General features: G+C 72.9%; 18 protein-coding genes. 8 read left to right on the forward strand and 10 right to left on the reverse strand.

Translation table 11 applies throughout. The annotated features are described in order from the left end of the window. Positions 1 to 134: 134 nt before the first annotated feature. Together JSQ78_RS08650 and JSQ78_RS08655 are read left to right on the forward strand one after the other, a co-directional pair. Positions 135 to 1,049 carry an ABC transporter ATP-binding protein gene (locus JSQ78_RS08650; protein WP_249295568.1) on the forward strand — a complete coding sequence of 305 codons (915 nt, stop codon included), beginning with the start codon at positions 135 to 137 and terminating at the stop codon, positions 1,047 to 1,049. Next, a complete protein-coding gene (locus JSQ78_RS08655) occupies positions 1,046 to 2,353 on the forward strand; it encodes an FtsX-like permease family protein (protein WP_211447031.1) in 1,308 nt (435 codons plus the stop codon). Before JSQ78_RS08650 ends, JSQ78_RS08655 begins: the two co-directional genes overlap by 4 nt. An 83-nt stretch (positions 2,354 to 2,436) precedes the next feature. Here JSQ78_RS08655 and fgd read toward each other — a convergent pair whose 3' ends face one another. Then, positions 2,437 to 3,429: a glucose-6-phosphate dehydrogenase (coenzyme-F420) gene (gene fgd / locus JSQ78_RS08660; RefSeq protein ID WP_211447032.1), complete on the reverse strand. Its 993-nt coding sequence runs from the start codon at positions 3,427 to 3,429 to the stop codon at positions 2,437 to 2,439. 31 nt (positions 3,430 to 3,460) lie between these two features. Then, on the reverse strand, positions 3,461 to 6,928 hold the full coding sequence (locus tag JSQ78_RS08665; protein ID WP_502756143.1) for a bifunctional proline dehydrogenase/L-glutamate gamma-semialdehyde dehydrogenase: 3,468 nt from the start codon (positions 6,926 to 6,928) through the stop codon (positions 3,461 to 3,463). 1,109 nt (positions 6,929 to 8,037) lie between these two features. Here JSQ78_RS08665 and JSQ78_RS08670 point away from each other — a divergent pair. After that, entirely contained in the window at positions 8,038 to 9,621 is a 1,584-nt protein-coding gene (locus JSQ78_RS08670; protein WP_211447033.1) for a phytoene desaturase family protein, read from the forward strand. A 7-nt stretch (positions 9,622 to 9,628) separates the two neighbouring features. Here the strand turns inward: JSQ78_RS08670 and JSQ78_RS08675 are convergent, their stop codons facing one another. Then, on the reverse strand, positions 9,629 to 10,198 hold the full coding sequence (locus tag JSQ78_RS08675) for an acyl-CoA thioesterase (protein WP_249296029.1): 570 nt from the start codon (positions 10,196 to 10,198) through the stop codon (positions 9,629 to 9,631). Positions 10,199 to 10,290: 92 nt separating this feature from the next. Between JSQ78_RS08675 and JSQ78_RS08680 the strand changes: the two genes are divergently transcribed. Continuing rightward, on the forward strand, positions 10,291 to 10,776 hold the full coding sequence (locus JSQ78_RS08680) for a GNAT family N-acetyltransferase (protein WP_211447035.1): 486 nt from the start codon (positions 10,291 to 10,293) through the stop codon (positions 10,774 to 10,776). A gap of 4 nt (positions 10,777 to 10,780) precedes the next feature. Here JSQ78_RS08680 and JSQ78_RS08685 read toward each other — a convergent pair whose 3' ends face one another. From JSQ78_RS08685 to yczE, 4 genes are all read right to left on the reverse strand, one after another. Then, positions 10,781 to 11,578, reverse strand: a complete 798-nt coding sequence (locus tag JSQ78_RS08685; protein ID WP_211447036.1) for a histidine phosphatase family protein — start codon at positions 11,576 to 11,578, stop codon at positions 10,781 to 10,783. After that, entirely contained in the window at positions 11,575 to 13,560 is a 1,986-nt protein-coding gene (locus JSQ78_RS08690) for a bifunctional copper resistance protein CopD/cytochrome c oxidase assembly protein (RefSeq protein WP_211447037.1), read from the reverse strand. Before JSQ78_RS08690 ends, JSQ78_RS08685 begins: the two co-directional genes overlap by 4 nt. Positions 13,561 to 13,668: 108 nt before the next feature. Continuing rightward, positions 13,669 to 13,953 (reverse strand): HU family DNA-binding protein, encoded by a 285-nt coding sequence (locus JSQ78_RS08695; protein ID WP_021010536.1) that lies wholly within the window; start codon positions 13,951 to 13,953, stop codon positions 13,669 to 13,671. Between the two features lie 195 nt (positions 13,954 to 14,148). Continuing rightward, positions 14,149 to 14,829: a membrane protein YczE gene (yczE, locus tag JSQ78_RS08700; RefSeq protein ID WP_211447039.1), complete on the reverse strand. Its 681-nt coding sequence runs from the start codon at positions 14,827 to 14,829 to the stop codon at positions 14,149 to 14,151. 127 nt (positions 14,830 to 14,956) lie between these two features. Here yczE and JSQ78_RS08705 point away from each other — a divergent pair, with 127 nt between their 5' ends. The 4 genes from JSQ78_RS08705 (at position 14,957) to JSQ78_RS08720 (ending at position 19,247) form a co-directional block, all read left to right on the forward strand. Beyond that, complete coding sequence (locus JSQ78_RS08705) at positions 14,957 to 15,937, forward strand: TIGR03885 family FMN-dependent LLM class oxidoreductase (protein ID WP_211447041.1); 981 nt, start codon at positions 14,957 to 14,959, stop codon at positions 15,935 to 15,937. Continuing rightward, the gene (locus tag JSQ78_RS08710) at positions 15,934 to 17,616 is read left to right on the forward strand and encodes an alpha-amylase family protein (RefSeq protein ID WP_249295574.1); all 1,683 of its coding nucleotides are present in this window, start codon (positions 15,934 to 15,936) and stop codon (positions 17,614 to 17,616) included. The genes JSQ78_RS08705 and JSQ78_RS08710 overlap by 4 nt, the downstream gene beginning before the upstream one ends. Positions 17,617 to 17,690: 74 nt before the next feature. Then, positions 17,691 to 18,998, forward strand: coding sequence for an HNH endonuclease (locus JSQ78_RS08715; protein WP_211447043.1), 1,308 nt, complete (start codon positions 17,691 to 17,693; stop codon positions 18,996 to 18,998). 12 nt (positions 18,999 to 19,010) lie between these two features. Further along, positions 19,011 to 19,247: a hypothetical protein gene (locus tag JSQ78_RS08720; protein WP_211447045.1), complete on the forward strand. Its 237-nt coding sequence runs from the start codon at positions 19,011 to 19,013 to the stop codon at positions 19,245 to 19,247. 90 nt (positions 19,248 to 19,337) lie between these two features. Here the strand turns inward: JSQ78_RS08720 and rpsN are convergent, their stop codons facing one another. Genes rpsN through rpmB form a run of 3 tightly spaced genes read right to left on the reverse strand, consistent with a single transcriptional unit; the run spans position 19,338 to position 20,050 of the window. Next, entirely contained in the window at positions 19,338 to 19,643 is a 306-nt protein-coding gene (gene rpsN / locus JSQ78_RS08725; protein ID WP_021010540.1) for a 30S ribosomal protein S14, read from the reverse strand. Continuing rightward, positions 19,644 to 19,814 carry a 50S ribosomal protein L33 gene (rpmG, locus tag JSQ78_RS08730; RefSeq protein WP_021010541.1) on the reverse strand — a complete coding sequence of 57 codons (171 nt, stop codon included), beginning with the start codon at positions 19,812 to 19,814 and terminating at the stop codon, positions 19,644 to 19,646. It abuts the gene before it with no gap. Next, complete coding sequence (rpmB, locus tag JSQ78_RS08735; RefSeq protein WP_123696728.1) at positions 19,814 to 20,050, reverse strand: 50S ribosomal protein L28; 237 nt, start codon at positions 20,048 to 20,050, stop codon at positions 19,814 to 19,816. Before rpmB ends, rpmG begins: the two co-directional genes overlap by 1 nt. Positions 20,051 to 20,098 lie beyond the last annotated feature (48 nt).

Below are 20,098 nucleotides of genomic sequence, written 5' to 3' on the forward strand. Positions count from 1 at the left end.
CTCGATCGGTCCTCACGCCATCAGCCTACGGAAGGCGACCTGACTCATCCGCCCGGATGATCCACCTCCCCCGGGCGATGCAAAGGCGGCGGATGCGCTGGCCCGGCCCGGGTGCCCGGTGCTCCGATGGATCCATGCACACGAACCGACTCGAGGCCCTCGGGCTCACCCACACCTACGGACAGGGCAACGCCGCGGCGCCAGCGCTCGCGGACGTCTCGCTCACGATCGGCGCCGACGGGCCGGAGGCGGTCGCGATCATGGGCCCCTCGGGCTCGGGCAAGTCGACCCTCCTGCACGTGCTCGCCGGCATCGTCGCGCCGGCGTCGGGCCGCGTCGTCTGGCGCGGCCGCGACCTCGCATCGATGCGCGACGGCGAGCGCACGAAGCTGCGCCGCAGCGACTTCGGCTTCGTCTTCCAGTCGGGCCAGCTGCTGCCCGAGCTGCCCGCGATCGAGAACGTCGCGCTGCCGCTCATGCTCGGCGGCACCGCCCGCACGGGCGCCGAGGCGGCGGCCGGCACCCTGCTGCACCGGCTCGGGCTCGGCGAGATGCTCGGCCGCCGGCCGGGCGAGCTCTCGGGCGGCCAGGCGCAGCGCGTCGCGATCGCCCGTGCGCTGGTCGGCTCCCCCGGCATCGTCTTCGCCGACGAGCCGACCGGCGCGCTCGACCGCTCGACGGGCGACGCGGTCATGAGCCTGCTCATCGGCGCGACGCTCGGCCACAGCGCCTCGCTCGTCGTCGTCACGCACGACCCCGAGGTCGCCGCGATGTGCTCGCGCGTCGTGCGGCTGCAGGACGGGCGCATCGTGAGCGACGAGCGGCGCGTGGACGCCGGAGCGGATGCCGTCCCGGCGGCCGCGCACGCGGCACCGTCGGGCGTCCCGCAGTCGGGCGTCCCGCAGTCGGGTGCTGCGCCGTCGTACGCGGTGCCCGGCACCGCATCCGCCGCCATGCCGCTGCCGCAGCACCCCTCCTACGGTGCCGCGCGCAGCGAGGCGCACGTGCCGAACCCCGTGCAGCAGCCCGGGATCGAGGCCTCGCGATGACCGCCGTCACGCTCTGGGCGCGGCTCCTCCGCGCCACGGGACCCCGCGCGACCGACGTGCTGAGCGCGACGGCCTTCGCCTTCGCGACCGCGGCGCTGCTCGCGGTGCTCGGCGGCGTCAACGCCTTCCAGGTGCGGGTCGACGAGGGTCGGGTCGACCGGTTCGACGGCGAGCTCATCGTCACGCTCGCCTTCGTCGCGGCGGCGCTGCTGCTGCCGGCCGTCTGGACGCTCGCGCAAGCGGCGGTGCGGCTCGCGCTCGCGCGCCGCGATGACCGGCTCGCCGCGCTGCGCCTCGCGGGCGCGACGCGCAGCCAGGTCTCGACCATGGCGGTGCTCGACGCGGTCGCGCAAGCGCTCGTCGGCGTCGTGGTCGGCGCGATGCTCGCGCTCGCGGTCACGCCCGGGATCGCCCGCATCGAGTTCCAGGGGCTGCCGTTCACGGTCGCCGAGCTGCTGCCGCCCGCGTGGATCTGGCTCGCCGCCGCGGTCGCGGTGCTGCTCACGGCGCTCGGCGCCGCGCTCGCGTCGCTCCGGCGCGTGCACGTCACGCCGCTCGGCGTCGCGCAGCGCGTGGGCCAGAAGCGGCTCTCGCTCTGGCGCGCGGTTGGCTTCGCCCTCGCCGGCGGCGCCTACGTCGCCGTCGTCGTGCTCGACCTCATCCCCGCGGACATGTCGTTCACGATCGCGCTCATCGCGGTCGTCGTGCTCGCCTACTCGCTCATCGGGCCGCTCATGATCCAGATCGTCGCGCGCATCGTCGCGAAGGCGGCGCGGAGGCCCGCGACGCTCATCGCCGCCCGCCGCGTGATCGACGACCCCCGCGGGGCGTTCAACATCGTCGGCGCGATGTCGATCGCGGTCATGGCGGGCGGCTTCGCGTCGCTCGCGCCCGCCGCCGCCGCGCCGGGCGACCCCTTCGGCGCCGACATCGCGACGGGTGCCGCGCTCACGATCGCGATCGCGAGCGTGCTCGGCGCCGTGCTCGCGGGCATCGCGCAGTCGGCGAAGGTGCTCGACCAGCGCCGCGAGCACCAGGCGATGCACCGGATGGGCGTCGAGCTGCCCGTCATGCGCGCCTCGCTCGTGCGCCAGGTGACGATGCCGCTCGTCGTGGGCGTCGGCGGCGCGGCCGGGGTCGCGCTGCTGCTCATCCTGCCGTCGTTCATGCTCTGGTGGTCGAGCGCCGACTCGGTCATCACGTGGGCGCTGCTGACGGTCGGCGCGGTCGCGGTGACGCTCGGCGCGACGGCCGCGGCGCTGCCGCTCGTGAAGCGGGTCGCGACGGCGAGCGCCGCCGCCTGACGAGTCGAGCGGGCCTCAACCGGATAGCCGGTAGGGCGAGGAGATATCTGTCGCGCCCTACCGGCTGTCCGGTTGAAGATGACTCAGCGCGCGGGCAGCAGCGGCAGCACGTCCTCGGCGAACTGCTCGAGGAAGCGCCGCTGGTCATGCCCCGGCCCGTGGAAGACCAGGTGGGTGAAGCCGAGCTCCGCGTAGTGGCCGATCTCGCCCGCGACCCGCGACGCATCCGACCCCACGATCCAGCGCTTCGCGACCTGCTCGATCGGCAGCTCGTCGGCGAGCCGCTGCATCTCGAGCGGGTCGTGCACGTCGTGCTTCTGCTCCTGCGAGAGCGAGAGCGCCGCCCAGAAGCGCGTGTTCTCGAGCGCCGCGTCGGCATCGCGGTCGTACGAGACCTTGATCTCGATCATCCGGTCGACCTCGGCGGAGTCGCGCTCCGCTTGCGCGAGGCCCTCCTCGAGGTTCGCGACGATCGTGTCGCGGTAGTACTCGTCGCCCTTCCCGGACGTGCAGATGTGACCGTCCGCGAAGCGGGCGGCGTAGCGCGTCGTGGCGGGGCCGCCGCCGGCGACGTAGACGGGGATGCGCTCCGCCGGCCGGTCGTAGATCGTCGCCCCGTTGAGCGAGTAGTAGTCGCCGTCGAAGTCGACGCGCTCGTCGGTCCAGAGCCGCTTGAGCACGCGCACGGCCTCGCGGAGCCGCGCGAACCGCTCCTTGAGCTCTGGGTACTCGACGCCGATCGCCTGCTCGTTGAGCGCCTCGCCGGTGCCGACGCCGAGGATGAGCCGGCCCGGGTGCACCTGCCCGAGGGTCGCGAACTGCTGCGCGACGACCGCCGGGTGGTAGCGCAGCGTCGGCGTGAGCACCGAGGTGCCGAGCACGAGGCGCTCGGTGCGCTCGAGCGCCATGCCGAGCCAGGCGACGGCGTTCGGGGCATGGCCGCCCTCGTGCCGCCACGGCTGCAGGTGGTCGCTGATGAACGCGCTGTCGAGCCCGACCCGCTCGGCGAGCACGACGAGGTCGAGCAGCTCGGCGGGCGAGAACTGCTCGGCGCTGGCCTTGTATCCGTACCGCATGGGAGTCAGTCAACCAGCCTTCGGCGCGGCCTCAGACGGGCAGCTCGAGCATCGCCCGGTCGGGCGTGCCGAAGCGGTGCGCCGTGATCGACACCGACTGCTCCCGCAGGAACGGCAGCAGCTCGACGCGGCCCGCGCGTGTGACCGGCTGGTCGTAGACGGCGACCGAGACGTCGCCCGCGAGCGCCTCGCGCACACCGGGATCGGTGCCGACGAGGCGGATGCGTCGCACGGGCTCCGAGGGACGCTCGAGGCCGAGCACGTCGTCGCGCTCCACCGGGGCGAGCGCCTCGCGCGAGCGCAGCCGTGCGTGGAACTCGGCGTCGGACTCCTCGACGACCTCGAGCAGCCGCAGCGCCGGCAGCGGCCGCCGGGCGAGCTTCACGACGCCGGGCGGCACCTCGACGGCTGTCGAGATGCGCACCGTGGAGCGCGCGCGAGCCGCGGCGGCGAGCAGCCGCACGAGGTCGACGACGCGGCCGTCCTCCGCGACGCGGATGAGCACCTCGGCGGGCCGGTAGCGGAGGACGTTGCGCTCGACGCCGAGCCCGGAGACGTCCTTCGAGACGCCGAACTCCGCCTTCCAGCGCGCCTGGTCGCTCTTCGCACCGGCCCGCACGGCGTCGAACTCGACGAAGTCGAGCGCGGGCGTCGCCGCCTCGATGACCTCGGCGACGCGCTTGTCGAGCCCCTTGAGCTGCACCGACGCCTTCGGCTCGGCGTGCACCGGCTCCCAGTCCACGAGCGTCGCGAGGTAGTTCGGTCCGCCGGCCTTCGCGCCCGGCCCCACCTGCGAGCGCTTCCAGCCGCCGAACGGCTGCCGCCGCACGATGGCGCCGGTGATGCCCCGGTTGACGTAGAGGTTGCCCGCCTCGACCTCGTCGAGCCAGTGCGCGACCTCCTCCGGGTCGAGGGAGTGGATGCCGGCGGTGAGGCCGAACTCCGTGCTGTTCTGCACCTCGATCGCCTCCTCGAGCGAGTCGACCTCGATGAGCGAGAGGTGCGGCCCGAAGAGCTCGGTGACGTGCGAGTACGTTCCCGGGAGGACGGCGTCGCGGATGCCGGGCGACCAGAGCCGGCCCGACGCATCCAGCCGCCTCGGCTCGAGCAGCCACTCCTCGCCGTCCTCGAGGCTCGTGAGCGCGCGCAGCAGGTCGCCCTGCGCCGGCTCGATGAGCGGGCCGACGTGGGTGCGGGCGTCGAGCGGCGAGCCGACCCGGAGCGTCTTCGCCGCGTCGACGAGCTGGCGCCGGAAGCGCTCGCTGTCGCCGACCGTGTCGACGAGGATCGCGACCGAGGCGGCCGAGCACTGCTGGCCCGCGTGCAGGAAGGCGCTGCGCACGATGTCGGCCACGGCGAGGTCGAAGTCGGCCGAGGGGGTGACGATCATGGCGTTCTTGCCGCTCGTCTCGGCGAGCAGCGGCAGGTCGGCGCGCCAGGTCGTGAAGCGCTCGGCGGTCTCGGTCGAGCCGGTGAGGATGACGCGGCCGACCGCGGGGTGGGCGACGAGGCGCTCGGAGAGCTCGCCCTCCTCGACGTCGCACAGCAGCAGCACGTCGCGCGGCACGCCCGCCTCCCAGAGCGCCTCGGCCAGGACGGCCGCCGAGCGCCGGGCCTGCGGGGCGGGCTTCAGGATGACCGCCGAGCCGGTCGCGAGCGCCGCCGTCACGCCGCCGCACGCGATCGCGACCGGGAAGCTCCACGGCGGGGCGACGACCGTGAGCGCGACGGGCCGCGGGGTGGCGCCCTCGACGCGCTCGAGCTCGATCGCCTGCTCGGCGTAGTACCGCGCGAAGTCGATCGCCTCCGACACCTCTGGGTCGGCCTCGCCGATCGTCTTGCCGGTCTCGGCCATCATGATCTCGATGAGCCGGCCGCGGTAGACGCCGAGCGCCGTCGCCGCGTCGCGCAGGATCTCGGCCCTCCGCGCGGCACCGAGCCCAGCCCATCCGCTCGCCGCTTGCGCCGCCCGGTCGATGCGCCGCTCGAGCGTCGGCCAGTCGTCGATCCGGTTCATCTCGAGGGTGCGCAGGCCCAGCCGCGTCTCGCCCGCGCGCTGCACGAGCTGCCTCGCCCAATCGCGGTTGGCCGGCAGCGACGGATCGGTGTCGGGCTCGTTGGCGAACCCGGTCGGATGCGTCACCGACACCGCGAGGTCGCCCAGCCGGTCCTGGGTGCGGTTCGGTCGCGGCTCGCCGGCCGCGTCGTCGGTGCGCAGCAGCTCGATCGACTCGAGGAAGCGGTCGCGCTCCTGCTGGAAGACGGCAGGGTCGGCGAGGTCGAACATGCTCGACATGAAGTTCTCGCCCGCGGCGTTCTCCTCGAGCCGGCGGACGAGGTAGGCGACGGCGGCGTCGAACTGGTCGGGGCGCACGACGGGCGTGGAGAGCACGAGGTTGGGGAAGACCTCGCGCACGGCGCCCTGGTGCTCGGCGGCCATCCCGAGCAGCATCTCGGCGTCGACGCGCTGGTGGGTGCCGTGGTGGCGGGCGAGCTCGGCGGCGTAGGCGAGGTCGAAGAGGTTGTGGCTCGCGACGCCGAGCCGCACCGCGAACGCGTTGTCGGGCAGCAGCGCCTCGCGCAGCACGCGCTTGAAGCTCGCGTCGCTCGCGGCCTTCGAGCCGACGACGGCGAGCGGCCAGCCGTGGATCGCGGCGTCGACGCGCTCCATCGCGAGGTTCGCGCCCTTCACGAGCCGCACCTTGATGCCGGCGCCGCCGCTCGCACGGCGCTGCTTCGCGAACGCGGCGAGCCGCCGGTAGGCGCCGAGCGCGTCGGGCAGGTACGCCTGCAGCACGATGCCCGCCTCGAGCCCGCGGAGCTCGGTGCGCGACAGGAGGCGCTCGAAGACCGCGATCGTCAGGTCGAGGTCGCGGTACTCCTCCATGTCGAGGTTGATGGGCTTCGGCGGTGTCGACTCGGCGGCGAGCCGGTAGAGCGGCAGCAGCCGCTCGACGACGAGCTCGACCGTCTCGTCGAACGCCCACGGCTGCAGCTGGGGCGCGATCGCCGACACCGTGATCGAGACGGAGTCGACGTCGTCGCGGCGCAGCAGCTCCATCGTGCCCTCGAGGCGGCTCGCGGCCTCCTCCTCGCCGAGCACCCCCTCGCCGAGCAGGCTGGCGTCGACGCGCGTGCCGTCCTCGCGGAGCCTCGCGAGCGGCTTCGCGAGCTTCGAGGGGGATGCGTCGATCACGAGGTGCGAGACCATGTCGCGCATCGCGCGCTTGACGACGGGGATGACGAGCTTCGGCACGACGATGCCGAAGCCGCCGCCCGCGGTGATGCCGAGCTTGAGGTACCAGTCGAGGAAGCCGGGGATCTCGCGGCTGAGCACCTCGAAGTTGCGAGCGCTGACCTTCGGATCCTCAGGGCGGATGACCTTGTCGACGAAGCCGATCGCGAAGTCGAGGCCCGCGGGGTCCTTCAGCAGCCCGGCGAGGCGCTCGGCCGACTTGTCCTGCTTGTCGCTCGCCGGCCGGTCGATCCAGCCGCGCACGCGCTCGATCGCCGCGAGCGCGAAGGGGTCGTCGCTCGACGCGTCGGTGAGCTCGACGCGAGCGGATGCGGTCGGTCGCTCGGGCGCCGCGGGGTTGACGACCGCGCTGGGCTCGGGGGGCGCGACGGGCGCCGCGACGGCAGCGGCGGGCGGCTCGTCGGTCGAGCCCTCGCGAGCCCGGCGCTCGGCCTCCGCCTTCGCGGCCGCGCGGGCCGAGACCGCGGCGGCGAGTCCGCCGATGCGCGGCTGGTCCTGCTCGGGCAGCACAGGATTCGCGACAACGGGGTTCGCGACGACGGGGTTCGCGAGCACGGGGTTCGCGAGCACGGGGTCGGGGACCGTCGGCGCCTCGGGCTCGGTCGCGTCACCCGGCGGCCGCAGCGGCTCATGCACGTCGCCGTGCTGCTCGTCCAGGATCTCCGGCTCGGCCTCGTCGAGCGCCGGAGCCTCGAGCTGCGCCGCCTGCTCGCGCAGCTCGCGCCGCGAGGGCATCCGCGCGGCGAAGGGGTCGTCGGCCGGCTGCTCCGCATCCACCGGCTCCGGCGACTCGGCCGCGGCGGTCGGCGAGGCGTCGTCGGCACCGCCCGCCGAGGCAACCGTCGGCACGATCGGGCGCGCGTCGCCCGGCACCGGCACCTGGGAGGCGGCGTCGAGCTCGGCCTGCAGCTCGGCGGCGTCCATCTGCGCGGTCGGCTCCTCCTCGCGGTCCTGCGCGAGCGACCAGCCCGACGTTGGACCCTCCGCGGAGCGGGCGACGGCGGGCGGCGGGACCGGCTCGGCGCCGCTCGCGGCCGCGAACGTCGCGTCGTCGACCTCGAACGCCGGGCCGCTCAACCCGAAGCGCCCACCGAGCGGGGCGAGCGGCTCATCGGGATCGGCGTCCTGCTCGGCGACGACCTCGACCTGCTCCGCCCCGGACTGCTCGGCGTCGGCGAGCTCGATGCCCTTCGCGATGAGCGCGTCGAAGTCGTCGTCCCTGGACTGGTCGGTCATGCCGCATATCGTATGGGGGTGGGCCCTGGGGCGACCCGGGCCGGGCAGCGGCGCCGAGCGCTCGCCGGCCGGCGCCGACCGCCTGCATCGGCCCTCCCGAGTCGAGGAGGACGAGCATGTCGCGTGTCGCCATCATCGGCGGGGGCCACAACGGGCTCACCGCCGCCGCGTACCTCGCCCGCGCGGGCGTCGACGTCACGGTGCTCGAGCGGCTGCCGCACGTCGGCGGCGCGGCCGTCTCGGCGCAGGCCTTCGACGGGCTCGACGCGCGGCTCTCGCGCTACAGCTACCTCGTGAGCCTCATGCCGCAGCAGATCATCGACGACCTCGGCCTCGACGTGCGGCTCGCCCGCCGCCGCTACTCCTCCTACACGCCCGTGCCGGGCGGCGACCGCGGGCTCCTCATCGACGCCGGCGACGAGGCCGCGACCCGTGCGTCGTTCGCCGCGATCGGGGCGGCCGACGACGCCGACGGCTTCGCGGCGTTCTACGACCGCACGACGCGGCTCGCCGCGGCGCTCTTCCCGACGCTCACCCAGCCGCTGCCGACGAGGGACGCGGCGCGCGCGGCCGCCGGCGACGCATCCGCGTGGTCCGAGATCGTCGACGCGCCCATCGCCCAGGCGATCGAGCGCGCGGTGCGCAGCGACGTCGCGCGCGGCGTCATCGCGACCGACGCGCTCATCGGCACCTTCGCGTCGCTCGCCGACCCGGGCCTCGAGCAGAACCGCTGCCTGCTGTACCACGTGATCGGCGGCGGCACGGGCGATTGGGACGTGCCGATCGGCGGCATGGGGCAGGTCTCGGGCGAGCTCGAGCTCGCGGCCCGTCAGGCGGGCGCGAAGATCCTCACGGGCGTGACCGTCACGCGCGTGACGCCCGACGGCGAGGTGACGTGGAGCGAGCAGGTCGGCGGGCTGCCGACCGACTCGCCCGGCGTGCCGATCGGCACCGAGCTCACCGCCGAGTTCGACCTCTTGCTCGCAGGCATCGCGCCGCACGTGCTCGCGGGGCTGCTCGAGCCCGCGGGGCTGTCGGTGCCGCGCCCGGAGGGCGCGCAGGTGAAGGTCAACATGCTGCTCTCGCGGCTGCCGCGGCTGCGCGAGGACATCGCGCCCGAGGCGGCGTTCGGCGGCACGTTCCACATCAACGAGACCTACTCGCAGCTCGAGCGCGCCTACGCCGCCGCGGCGGGCGGCGCCATCCCCGAGCCGCTGCCGTGCGAGATCTACTGCCACTCGCTCACCGACCCGACGATCCTCGGTGACGACCTGCGCGCATCCGGCGCCCACACCCTCACCGTCTTCGGGCTGCACGCGCCCGACCGGCTGCTCACCGAGGAGTCGAACGAGCGGATGCGCGCCGAGCTCGAGCGCGCGGTGCTCGCGTCGCTCGACTCGGTGCTCGCCGAGCCGATCGAGCCGCTGCTCGTCGAGGGGCGGAGCGGACCCGCGATCGAGACGCGCACGACGCGCGACATCGAGGAGTCGCTCGCGATGCCGGGCGGCCACATCTTCCACGGGCAGCTCTCGTGGCCGTGGCTCGACCACGAGCCGACGTCGGTCGCCGAGGCGTGGGGCGTCGCGACGGCGCACCCGCGGATCCTGCTGGCCGGCTCGGGCGCGCGGCGCGGCGGCGCCGTCTCGGGCATCGGCGGCCACAACGCGGCGCACGCGGCGCTCGAGCTGCTGCGGCCGTAGCCGCCGGTCAGCGCGGGACGCGGCCCGCCCAGTCGGAGGGGTGGCTCGCGCGCGACGGCGGCAGCGCGTTCAGGCGCGCCCACTCGGCGACCTGCTCGGGCAGCGCCGGCAGGTCGACCGCGATGCCGGCGGCCTCGAGCACCTCGATCACGCGGGCGATCTTCGCCGTGCCGACGCCCTTCTCGATGAAGCGGCCCTGCACGATGCCGCGCGCGTAGACCTCGCCGTCGACGACGAAGCGCTGCACGAGGTAGATCGCGCGCTCGTCGCCGCCGAGCACGGCCGTCTCGATGTCGAAGCGCTGCCACAGGTCGAGCGAGCGGCGGTAGACCATCGACGACTGGCCGACGACGGCGTAGATGCCGGCCGTGCCGAGCGCGGCCGACATGCCCGTGCGGTTGGTCATGTCGACGCGCGCGAGGTCCATGTAGGAGGGGTAGCGCCCGTTGTTCATGTGCCCGAGGAGGTCGATGTCCGTCGGCAGCACCCGGAAGGTCGTCTTCGCGACGTCGCCGATGCCGAGCTCGGGCTTCCTCCGGCTCTTGAGGTCCATCGCGAGCAGCCACTGCAACCACATGTTCACGAGGAGCCATCCTGCCCGACTCGCGCCCGCGCATCCGCACGCCTTGGCGGGAACCTCCATGGAGCGCGTCGGGCTACGCTGGCGCCATGAGCGAAGGCGCGATCACGGTCCGGCGGGCGACGACGGCCGACGCCGAGGCGCTGCTGCCGATGTTCGCCGCGCACCGCCCGGTCGACGAGCAGGACGAGAAGGTCGACCGCTACCGCGAGCGCCTCGTCGCGCTCGTCGAGAACCCCGCGCACCACATCGTCGTCGCCGAGCTCGACGGGCGCGTCGCCGGCTACGCGGCCGCGCAGGACTACGGACCGGCGCCGCACCGCGACTGGTCGATCGCGCGCATGCACGACCTGTGGGTGTCTCCGGATGCGCGGGGTCGCGGCGCGGGGACGGCCCTGTTCGAGGCGGTGCGCGACTGGGCGGAGCAGCAGACGAAGATCCGGGTGCTCGAGTGGCAGTCGCTCGACGTCGCGAAGGACTTCTACGAGCAGCTCGGCCTCTCGGGCGAGCACTCGGACGACACCGACCCGCGAGCGCGCTACGAGATCGCGGTGCACCTGCCCTCGCGGGACTGAGCCGCTACTCGACCGGCGTGACCTCGCCGAGCCGGTCGAGCTGCCACACGGTCGTGCCCGCGGGCAGCGACACCGTCGTCATCGAGCAGTTCGGCAGGATGACGTCGGGCGTGAGGTCAGGCACGAGCTGCCGCAAGAGGGACGTGATGAAGCCGCCGTGCGAGACGAGGAGCACGTGGACGGCACCGTCGCCCGGCACGTCGGCCGCGGCGCGGATGACGTGCTCGAGCGCGGCGTCGGCGCGGAGGACGGTCGCGGCGGCCTGCTCGGCCTGACCGGTCGAGTCGAGCTGGGCGATCGTGTCGAACAGGCCCCGCCAGCCGACCTGCTCGGCGATCGTTCGCAGCGCGCTCAGCTCGCGGTCGACCTCGAAGCCGTGCTCGACGATGACCTCGCGCCACACGTCGGAAGCCTTCCGCTCCTCGTGGCCGCCGAAGTTCCACTCGCGCAGCAGCTCGGTGAGCTCCAGCTCGGGCGCGGGGTCGAGCGCCGCGCGGATGCCCTCCGCCGTCGTGCGGGTGCGCTGCAGGTCGGAGGAGAAGAAGAGGTCGAAGCGCTCGCTCGAGAGGCGCCGCGCGACGGCCTCGATCTGCCGGGTGCCGAGCGCGGTGATGGGCGAGTCGGACCAGCCCTGCATGAGGTGGTTCGTGTTGTGCTCGGTCTCGGCGTGCCGCACGATCGTGATGCGCAGCTCGCGCCCGCGGGCGAGCGCCGCGAGCTCCTCCGGCAGGCGCTGCTCGGGCTGCGCCGCCTTCGACTGCTCCGCGCGGTTGGTCTCGGTCTCGGTCGCCTGGTCGTTCATCGCTCCCCCATCTTCTCGAGCATGGCGTTGTAGGCGCCGAGCTCGGCATCGCCGTCGCGAGCAGCGGCGCGATCGGTGCGCCGCTGCTCCTTGCGGTCGCTGCGCGACCACTTGATCGTCGTGATGATCGCCATGATCACGGTCGGCACCTCACCGACCGACCAGGCGATGCCGCCGCCGACCCGCTGATCCTCGAGCGCGTCGATGCCGTTGCCCATCGCGCCGAACCAGTCGGCGAGCATGAGCGCGTCGCCCATCATGATCGACAGTCCGAAGAACGCGTGGAAGACCATCGTGCCGAGCAGCAGCGTGAGCCGCAGCGGGTAGGGCGGCCGCGCCGGACCCGGGTCGACGCCGATGATCGCCTGCACGAAGAGGTAGCCGGCGCCGAGGAAGTGCAGCACCATCCACACGTGCCCGAGGTGGTCGCGCATCGACCACTCGAAGATCGGCGTGAAGTAGAAGATCCACAGGCTCGCGACGAAGATGACCGCGGCAATGACCGGATGCCCGATGACCTGCAGGTAGCGCGAGTGCACGATCGCGAGCATCCACTCGCGCCCGCCCCGCGAGCCGTCGCGGCGCTTGGCGATCGCGCGCATCGCGAGCGTGATGGGCGCGCCCGGCACGAGCAGCACCGGCACGGCCATGCCGATGAGCATGTGCACGAGCATGTGCAGCGAGAACTGGTACTCCTGGTAGGCGTTGAGCGCGCCGTTCGTGCACCACCACAGCAGCGCGATGCCCGCGAGCCACGCGAACGTGCGGCCACCCGACCAGCGGTCGCCGCGGCGCGCGAGCCGCACGACGCCCGCGAGGTAGAAGAACGCGAAGAGCGCGCAGATGACCGTCCAGAGCGGGTCGATGCGCCACTCGGTCAGCAGTCGGATGGGCGAGAACTCGGGCGGCAGCGGCTGCTTCGTGAGGATCTCCGCCGGGCTCGCCTGGGCGCCCGGCGGCACCTCCGGCACGGGTGTTGCCGTGCGGGCGAGGCCCGCCGCGACGCCGGCCGTGACGCCCATCACGACGAGCTCGAGGCCGAGGATGAGCGCGACCGCTCTGCCGGTCACGCGCGAGCGCGCCTCGCGCGCGGGCGTGAGGATGCGCATCCGCTGCCACGCGCCGAAGGCGCCGAGCACGACGAGCAGCACCGCCTTCGCGATCGACAGGATGCCGTAGTCGCTGAACCAGTCGCCCTCCATGCGCACCCACGACGAGACGATGCCGGTGAAGGCGACGATGGCGAAGCTCACAAGCGCGAGGCTCGAGTAGCGCAGCAGCACGTCGCCGTAGGCGGCGTTCCGGGGTGCGGATGCGTCGTCGGGGCTCTCGTCGTCGCGCCCGCGCACGAGCACGGCGAGGTGGATGAGCCCGCCGAGCCAGATCGACACGAAGATCAGGTGCAGGAGGAGCGAGGAGACGGCGAGCGCGTGGTTGGCGGTGCCGCCCGCGTGGCCGCCGGAGGCGATGAGCCAGAACGGCACGGCCCAGCCGACGACCGCGAACGCGACGGCGGTCGAGCCGCGCACGACGAGCAGCACGACCGTGAGCACCGCGAGCGAGAGCATCGTGCCCAGCTGCAGCCTGCCGGTCTCGATCTCGACGAAGAACAGCTGCAGCAGGTTGCCGAACTCGTCGTCGGCCGTGACGGGGTTCGAGACGAGCTGGCGGAAGGTCCAGAAGCCGACGAACGCCTGCAGCACCGTCGCGACCCCCGCGGAGAGCGCGGCGAGGTCGAGCGAGCGGTTCCAGTCGCGGCTGCCCGGCACGAGCGCGAAGCACGCGAGCACGAGCCCGCCGAACGACGCGGCGATCGCGAGGTTGCGCACCATCGTGACGGCGGGGAGGCCGTAGCGGACGAGCGGGCCGGGATCCTCGATCGCGAGCGCGTCGGCGCCGCCGCCGAACTCGAGCGCCGCCCACAGCGCGGCGAGGCCCGCGAGGATCGCGAGCGCCGGGGCGAGGAGACGGAGGCGCTGCACCCATCCAGGGTAGTGACCGACGCTATGAGCGGCCCGCCGCCGCCCGTGCACGCGAGAGGGGCGCCGCCTCTCGACGACGCCCCTCCCGGTGCTGTGTGTGAAGCGGAACTACTTGACGGCAGCCTTGAGCTTCGAGCCGGCGGTCAGCTTGACGCGGTGGCCCGCCGCGATCTGGATCTCCTCGCCCGTCTGCGGGTTGCGGCCCGTGCGGGCAGCCGTCTCGGTGCGCTCGGCGCTGAAGAAGCCGGGGATCGAGACCTTGTCGCCGGCCTTGACGGCCGCCGAGACCTCGTCGAAGAGAGCGTCGAGGACGGCGCTGACCTTGGCCTGCGAGAGGTCGGTCGTCGCGGCGATCTTCGAAGCGAGGGTGGTCTTGTTGATGGTCTCAGCCATGGTGTCCTCCTGGATGTGGCATGCCGGGCCCGCCTGGAGGCGGGCATCCGCCGGGGCCCCCAGGGGCTCCGACCAACCCCGAACGTAGACCCGCGCCCCGCGATCCGCGGCAGGAACACCCCGACACGCCGCGCTTTCCGCGGATTTTCGCAGTCTGCGAACGCGAATGGGGGACAAATCGGATGCGTCGGCCCGTCACTCCCCGGTCGACGCGGCCAGGCGCGCGGCACGCAAGCGGGACGCCCTCGCCGCCCGGCGGCGCTCGAAGAAGGGCAGGAACAGGCCGATGAGCGGCCCGACGCCGAAGGCGAAGATGACCGTGCCGATGCCGACCGGCCCGCCGAGCAGCCAGCCGACGAGCAGCGCCGTGCCCTCGATGAGCGTGCGGATGATCCAGATGCGCCAGCCGGTGATGCGCACGAGCCCCGTCATGAGGCCGTCGCGCGGGCCCGGCCCGAGCGCGGGCGCGATGTAGACGCCGGTCGCGAACGCGAGCAGCACGATCGAGCCCGCGAGCAGCAGGACCTGCTGCCACAGCACGGTCGTCTCGGGGATGAGCCACAGCCCGAGGTCGGCAGCCGGTCCGACGAGGAAGCCGTTGAGCAGCGTGCCGATGCCGGGCCGCTGCCGCAGCGGGATCCAGAGCAGCAGCACGAGGCACGAGACGACGACTGTCGCGGTGCCGTAGGTCATCGGCAGGTGGTTCGCGATGCCGAGCGCGAAGACGTCCCACGGGCCGACGCCGAGATCGGCGCGCACGAGCATCGCGAGCGAGAGGCCGTAGAGCGCGAGCCCCGCCATGAGCTGCACGACCCGTGCGGTCGTGTCGGCCGGTCCGAGCGCGTCGATCGGCAGCAGCAGTCGTCGGAGGGTCACCGACCCATTCCACTCCATCGGGGCGCTCGTCGACGCATCCGCCACCCGCTTCCATGCGCACGGCTTCCACGCCCACCTGGACGAACGCCGATTGACCGGGTGCGCCCGGCGCGGTTCCGTGGAGGCCATGACGCTCATCGGGTTCCACGCCTCGCACGAGCAGATCGCGCCCTCGGCGCTGCTCGATCACGTGCGCCATGCCGAGCAGGCCGGCTTCCAGGCGGCGATGTGCTCCGACCACCACACGCCGTGGAGCACGCGCCAGGCCGAGAGCGGCTTCTCGTGGGCGTGGCTCGGCGCCGCGCTCGCGACGACGTCGTTCTCGCTCGGGCTCGTGACCGCGCCGGGGCAGCGCATGCACCCCGCGATCGTCGCGCAGGCGATCGCGACGCTGGGCGAGATGTTCCCGGGCCGCTGCTGGGCGGCGCTCGGCTCGGGCCAGAACATGAACGAGCACATCACGGGCGATCCGTGGCCCGACAAGGCCACGCGCTTGCGACGGCTCGACGAGTCGGTCGACGTCATGCGGCGGCTGCTCGCGGGCGAGGAGGTGTCGCACTCGGGCGAGGTCGTGGTCGATCGCGCGCGCGTGTGGTCGCTGCCGGCGCAGCCGCCGCCGCTCTTCGGCGCGGCCGTGACGGCCGACTCGGCGGCCTCGCACGCGCGGTGGGCGGATGGCCTCATCACCGTCGCCTCCGACCCGGCGACCCTGCGCGACATCCTGGCGCGCTACCGCGACGCGGGCGGGCGAGGCGAGGCCGCCGCGCAGCTGCACCTCTCGTGGGCACCGGACGAGGGCGAGGCGATGGCGATCGCGCGCGACCAGTGGGCGACGGGCACGATCGGTGCGCCCGCGTCGTGGGACCTCGCGACCGCGGAGGAGCTCGAGCGCGCCGCGGCGGGCGCGACGGACGACGACATCCGGGAGGCCGTGACGATCTCGAGCGACCTATCGGTGCACGAGGCGCGGATCGCCGAGATCCTCGGGGTCGGCTTCGACCGCGTCTACCTGCACCACGTCGGCAAGGAGCAGTCCGCCTTCATCGACGCGTTCGGCGAGCGCGTGCTGCCCGCGCTCGGCGCCGGTTCGGGACGGGCCGGCGCGTGAGCCCGCACCCGATCGACTACGCCGACCACTGGTGGCGCAACACCGTCATCTACTGCCTCGACGTGCAGGTCTTCCAGGACTCCGACGGCGACGGCGCAGGCGATCTGCAGGGGCTCGTGTCGCGCATCCACGACCTCGCCGACCTCGGCGTGACGTGCTTGTGGCTCATGCCGTTCTTCCCCACCGCCGATCGCGACGACGGCTACGACATCACCGACTTCTTCGCCGTCGACCCACGGCTCGGCACGCTCGGCGACCTCGTCGAGGTCATCCGCGTCGCGCGATCGCAGGGCATGCGCGTGATCATCGACTTCGTCATGAACCACACCTCGTCCGAGCATCCGTGGTTCCGCTCGTCGCGCTCGTCGCGCGACTCCCCGCACCGCGACTGGTACGTGTGGCGTGACGAGCCGCCCGCGAACCCCGACCCGCCCGTCTTCCCCGGCGAGGAGGAATCGACCTGGACGCTCGACGAGCAGACCGGCCAGTACTACCTGCATCACTTCCGGGCCCACCAGCCCGATCTCAACATCGCGCATCCGGCCGTCCGCGAGCAGATCGAGCGCAACCTCGGGCTCTGGCTCGAGCTCGGCGTCTCGGGATTCCGCGTCGATGCGGTGCCGTTCCTGTTCAGCGACGCCGACCAGCACGGCACGCAGCCGGCCGGGACCGACTACGACGGCGCCGAGCACCTGCGGCGGCTGCAGCGCTTCGCGTCGCGGCGGAACGGCGAAGTCGCGCTGCTCGGCGAGGTGAACCTCCCGCATCGCGAGCAGCTCGACTGGTTCCACGCCGACGGCAAGTCGGCGGGCCTGCAGCTGCAGTTCGACTTCGTCTCGATGCAGCGGCTCTACCTCTCGCTCGCGCGGAAGGACGCGACGCCGCTCGCGGGAGCGCTCCGCGAGCGGCCCGAGCTGCCGGACGCGAGCCAGTGGGCGAACTTCGTGCGCAACCACGACGAGCTCACGCTCGACAAGCTCGAGCCCGACGAGCTCGAGGAGGTCTTCGAGGCGTTCGCGCCCGACGAGGGGATGCGCGTCTACGGTCGCGGGATCCGGCGCCGGCTGCCGACCATGCTCGGCGACGAGCGCGCGGTGCGGCTCGTCTACACGCTCATGTTCTCGCTCCCCGGTTGCCCCGTGCTCTTCTATGGCGAGGAGATCGGCATGGGCGAGGAGCTCGCCGTGCCCGGCCGCTATGCCGTGCGCACGCCGATGCAGTGGGAGCCCGGGCGCGGAGCGGGCTTCTCGAGCGCGCGCGCTTCCAGCCTGACGCGCCCGATCGTCGAAGGTGACTTCGGGCCGGAGCGCGTGAACGTCGCCGACCAGCGGCGCGATCCCGACTCGCTGTGGCACCACATCCGTCGCCTCACGACGATGTATCGCGATGCCCCGCAACTCGCGTGGTCGACCCTCGAGGTCATCGGCGTGCGGCAGCGCGCGGTGCTCGGGCACGTCGCGCGCAGCGACGAGTGGACGATGCTCGCCCTCCACAACCTCGGCGACGGCCGGGAGGCGGTGCGGCTCTCCGTGTCGTCGGAGGACGGACCGGTGACGCTGACCGACCGCTTCGACGGGCAGTCGATCACGATCGACGGCACGCTCGAGCTGGAGCTCGATCCCTACGGCTGGCGGTGGCTCGAGGTCTCCCCGGCGGATGCGGTGATCACCCGGGTCTGACCGGGCAGAACTCGTTCTCCACAGGCTCTGCTCGCGCGCATTCGCGTGTCAGTGGCTCGTGGTGGAATGCCGTCATGGATGAGTGGTGGGGCGTCGATGCGGAGGAGTACATCGCGTCGATCCGGGCGGGCGCGATCGACCCGCACGGCCGCACCGCCGACGAGCTCGAGGAGGAGTTCGCCGCCTACGACCGCGACTGGTCCGCGCGGCTCGCGCTGCTGAGCGACGCGGAGGTCGAGGAGGTCATCGCCGGCCGCAAGCAGGTGCCGCCGCTGCCCGGCACTGTGCCCGCGGCCGAGCGGCCGGAGTCGGTGCGGCGGCAGGAGGCGCTCGCGGGCCGCATCCGCGCGATCGAGCTGCGCCGGGCGCGGCTCGAGGCCGAGCACCGCGAGGTGCTCGCGGCCGAGCTGCAGCATCTGCGCGACGCCGGCGGCGACGTCGGCATGGCCGTCAAGGAGAGCGCCTCGATCCTCGCCGCGGAGCTGCGCCTCTCGGATCGCGCCATGGAGCGCAGGCTCGTCGATGCCTGGACGACCGTCACCGATCTTCCCGCCGCGCACGCCTCCCACAAGGCCGGCCGCATCACCGGCACCCACTTGCGCGCGATCGAGCAGGCGACCGAGGCGCTGCGCGCCGATCCGTCCGTCGACCCGGCCGACCGGGCGAAGGTCGAGGCGGAGCTGGTGGAGATCGCCGAGCGCGTCACCCCGTCGCAGCTGCGCTCCAGCGCCCGCCGGATCGTGGACCGGGCGATGGCCGAGCCGCTCCAGCGCCGCCACGACCGCGCCGTCGAGCAGCGCCGCGCCTGGGTCGACGACCATGACGACGGGATCTCGACGCTGTCGCTGTCCGGACCCTCGGTCACGATCCACGGCGCGTTCAACCGGGCGACCGACGCGGCGCGCGGCAAGCCGAAGGACGACCCGCGCTCCTTCGACCAGTACCGGCTCGACGCGCTCATGGAGCTGCTGCTGACCGGCCAAGTACCGGAGGACCTCCACGGCATCAACCCGATCGCGGCGACGGTCACGGTCACGATCCCGGCGACCGAGCTGCTGAAGCAGACCGACGACGACGAGCCGCAGCTGCGGTTCTCGGGCGCGCTCGAGGGCGGTGCGCTCGTCGACGCCGCCACCGTGCGAGCGCTCGCCTCCGAGACGATCACCTGGGAGCGGCTCTTCCTCCACCCCGTCACCGGCATCCCGGTCGCCGTCGACACCTACAGGCCCAACCGGGCCATGCGCCGCTGGCTGCAGCGCCGCGACGGCCGCTGCCGCTGGCCCGGCTGCACCAACCGCGTCTCAAGAGCCGACGCCGACCACACCATCGCCCACGCCGACGGCGGACCCACGACCCTCTCGAACCTCGCCCACCTCTGCTGACGGCATCACCTCATGAAGCACGCCACCGCCTGGACCGTCCGACAGCTCGACCAAGGCGTCCTCGAATGGACCAGCCCCACCGGCAAGATCTACCTCGACGAACCCGAACCCGCCGGACCAGCGTTCCTCGACCGCGGGGTCGACATCTGGGAGCTCTCCAGCGATGAACCGGCGAAGTGCACCGCGAGCGACCCGCCATGGGCGCACCTCAACGACTGCACCTGCGACCTTGAGGACGTTCCCGCCTGATCCCTGGCGCCCTCGAGCCGGTGCCACCGCACCCGGAGACGACGAAGGCCCCGACCGCTGGGGTCGGGGCCTCCGTGTGTGAGTCGGTGCTTACCAGCTCGACTTGGTCACGCCGGGCAGCTCGCCTCGGTGCGCCATGTCGCGGAAGCGGACACGCGAGATGCCGTAGTCGCCGACGTGGCCGCGGGGGCGGCCGTCGATCGCGTCGCGCTTGCGGACGCGCACGGGCGAGGCGTTGCGGGGCAGCTTCTGCAGGCCGATGCGGGCGGCCTCGCGCTCCTCGTCGGTGCTCTTCGGGTCGACGAGCGCCTTCTTGAGGGCTGCGCGCTTCTCGGCGTAGCGGGCGACGATGGCCTTCCGCTGCTCGTTCTTGGCGATCATGCTCTTCTTGGCCATTTATCGCTCCTCTCGGAACTCGACGTGCTGACGCACGATGGGGTCGTACTTCTTCAGCACAAGTCGGTCAGGGTTGTTGCGACGGTTCTTCTTCGTCACGTAGGTGTAGCCGGTGCCCGCAGTCGAGCGGAGCTTGATGATCGGACGGACGTCCTGCGCCTTCTTCGCCATCAGAGCTTCACCCCCCGAGCCTGCATGTCACGGACGACGGCCTCGATGCCACGGGCGTCGATGACCTTCATGCCCTTGGCCGAGACGTTGAGCGTCACGTTCCGCTTGAGCGACGGGACGAAATAGGTCTTGCGCTGCACGTTCGGGTCGAAGCGACGCTTCGTGCGCCGGTGCGAGTGCGAGATGTTGTGCCCGAAGCCGGGAACGGCTCCGGTCACCTGGCATACGGCTGCCATGGTGCCTCCAATTGGGTACCGCAGGCCCGAGGGCCTGCCCAAGATCAC

Origin of the sequence: Agrococcus sp. Marseille-Q4369, assembly GCF_018308945.1 — a bacterium.
Classification (GTDB): Bacteria; Actinomycetota; Actinomycetes; order Actinomycetales; family Microbacteriaceae; genus Agrococcus.

What these genes read in the sequence shown, in the direction of transcription:
- JSQ78_RS08675 (WP_249296029.1), bottom strand. Translation starts at nt 10,198, where the DNA reads ATGTGGTTGCAGTGGCTGCTCGCGATGGACCTCAAGAGCCGGAGGAAG.
- JSQ78_RS08670 (WP_211447033.1), top strand. Translation starts at nt 8,038, where the DNA reads ATGTCGCGTGTCGCCATCATCGGCGGGGGCCACAACGGGCTCACCGCC.
- JSQ78_RS08695 (WP_021010536.1), bottom strand. Translation starts at nt 13,953, where the DNA reads ATGGCTGAGACCATCAACAAGACCACCCTCGCTTCGAAGATCGCCGCG.
- JSQ78_RS08715 (WP_211447043.1), top strand. Translation starts at nt 17,691, where the DNA reads ATGGATGAGTGGTGGGGCGTCGATGCGGAGGAGTACATCGCGTCGATC.
- JSQ78_RS08655 (WP_211447031.1), top strand. Translation starts at nt 1,046, where the DNA reads ATGACCGCCGTCACGCTCTGGGCGCGGCTCCTCCGCGCCACGGGACCC.
- JSQ78_RS08705 (WP_211447041.1), top strand. Translation starts at nt 14,957, where the DNA reads ATGACGCTCATCGGGTTCCACGCCTCGCACGAGCAGATCGCGCCCTCG.
- rpsN (WP_021010540.1), bottom strand. Translation starts at nt 19,643, where the DNA reads ATGGCCAAGAAGAGCATGATCGCCAAGAACGAGCAGCGGAAGGCCATC.
- rpmB (WP_123696728.1), bottom strand. Translation starts at nt 20,050, where the DNA reads ATGGCAGCCGTATGCCAGGTGACCGGAGCCGTTCCCGGCTTCGGGCAC.
- JSQ78_RS08680 (WP_211447035.1), top strand. Translation starts at nt 10,291, where the DNA reads ATGAGCGAAGGCGCGATCACGGTCCGGCGGGCGACGACGGCCGACGCC.
- JSQ78_RS08650 (WP_249295568.1), top strand. Translation starts at nt 135, where the DNA reads ATGCACACGAACCGACTCGAGGCCCTCGGGCTCACCCACACCTACGGA.
- rpmG (WP_021010541.1), bottom strand. Translation starts at nt 19,814, where the DNA reads ATGGCGAAGAAGGCGCAGGACGTCCGTCCGATCATCAAGCTCCGCTCG.
- JSQ78_RS08685 (WP_211447036.1), bottom strand. Translation starts at nt 11,578, where the DNA reads ATGAACGACCAGGCGACCGAGACCGAGACCAACCGCGCGGAGCAGTCG.
- JSQ78_RS08720 (WP_211447045.1), top strand. Translation starts at nt 19,011, where the DNA reads ATGAAGCACGCCACCGCCTGGACCGTCCGACAGCTCGACCAAGGCGTC.
- fgd (WP_211447032.1), bottom strand. Translation starts at nt 3,429, where the DNA reads ATGCGGTACGGATACAAGGCCAGCGCCGAGCAGTTCTCGCCCGCCGAG.